The organism is Moraxella sp. (assembly GCF_024227015.1).
Taxonomy (GTDB): domain Bacteria; phylum Pseudomonadota; class Gammaproteobacteria; order Pseudomonadales; family Moraxellaceae; genus Moraxella.
The window spans coordinates 1-1,714 of record NZ_JAAELD010000226.1; the positions used below are offsets into that span (position 1 = coordinate 1).

Annotated in this window: 1 protein-coding gene; it reads left to right on the forward strand. The window is 47.0% G+C overall.

The genetic code is table 11. The features are described 5' to 3' along the window. Positions 1-251: 251 nt before the first annotated feature. Positions 252-1,714: aldehyde dehydrogenase family protein (locus GY683_RS05320; protein WP_297287758.1), on the forward strand; the 1,463-nt coding region annotated here is incomplete at its 3' end.

A 1,714-nucleotide genomic window follows, 5' to 3' on the forward strand; every position in this document is an offset into this window, starting at 1 on the left:
AAATTAATAAATTAAAACAGGTTAGGATAGCACAGTTTTGGTGATTTTTGGGCGAAATTAATCCTCCATTTTCACAAAATTTACAAAAAATTCAGCCTGATATTTATCGGTAATCATCACCCAAAATAATTACAAAACTTTACAAAATAACTAGGTGCAAAATTGTTCACTATTTGCTATTTTATAGACGTGTGGTAATCACACAACAACAAAACAACACGCTGTATTTTGGTTTTAATTAAGGATAATTTATGAAATACGATACCCCCAACACCCCCAATTCCCCTGTCCAATTCCGCAAGCAATACGATAACTTCATCGGTGGCGAATGGGTCGCCCCAAACAAAGGGCAATATTTTGATAACACCAGCCCTGTAGATGGCGCGCTTATCTGTCAAGCAGCGCGCTCTGACGAGACCGACATCGAAAAAGCCTTAGATGCAGCGCACGCCGCCAAAGACGCATGGGGTCAGACCAGCCCAACCGAGCGCGCCAACATCCTGTTAAAGATGGCGGATAAAATCGAAGAAAACCTAGAAAAAATCGCCATCGCTGAGACTTATGATAACGGCAAGCCCGTTCGTGAGACTTTAGCGGCAGACATTCCGCTGGCTGTCGATCATTTGCGTTATTTTGCAGGTTGTATTCGCGCTCAAGAAGGCGGGGTCAGCCAGATTGATAACGATACGGTTGCTTACCACTTCCACGAGCCTCTGGGCGTGGTGGGTCAGATCATTCCATGGAACTTTCCAATTCTCATGGCAATTTGGAAGATCGCCCCTGCATTGGCGGCCGGTAACTGCATCGTGCTAAAACTGGCTGAGCAAACACCTGCCTCTTTCTTGTATCTACTTGACAGCATCGGCATCAATGACATCCTGCCAAAAGGCGTGCTAAACGTCGTAAACGGCTTTGGTCTTGAAGCGGGTAAACCACTTGCATCCAATAAGCGCATCGCCAAGATTGCCTTCACCGGCGAGACGAACACAGGTCGCCTGATCATGGGCTACGCCAGCGAGAATCTGATTCCTGTTACTCTGGAACTTGGTGGTAAGTCGCCCAACATCTTCTTTGAGGACATCTTGGATGAAGACGATGAATTTTTGGATAAAGCAGCAGAAGGCTTGGTGATGTTCGCACTCAACCAAGGCGAAGTATGTACTTGCCCATCACGCGCATTGGTACACGAAAAGATCTATGATAAATTCATGGAACGCTGTGTTGAGCGCGTCAAGAAGTTTAAACTTGGCAGTCCACTTGACACAGAAACCATGGTTGGCGCACAAGCAAGCGAGGAACAGCTTAAGAAGATTCTGTCCTATCTAGACATCGGCAAACAAGAAGGCGCTAAGGTGCTCGTCGGTGGCGAGCAAGACAAGCGCGATAATGAAGGTTACTATGTACAGCCTACCATCTTTGAAGGTGATAATGACATGCGCATCTTCCAAGAGGAGATTTTCGGTCCTGTACTGGCAGTTACCAAGTTTAGCAGTGACGAAGAAGCCATGCGCATCGCCAACGACACACTATATGGTCTGGGCGCAGGCATCTGGACTCGTAATGTCAATAAGGCATATCGATTCGGCCGTGGCATCCAAGCAGGTCGCGTATGGACGAACTGCTACCACGTCTATCCTGCGCACGCTGCCTTTGGTGGTTATAAGCAATCAGGCATCGGACGCGAGAACCACAAAATGATGCTCGACCACTATCA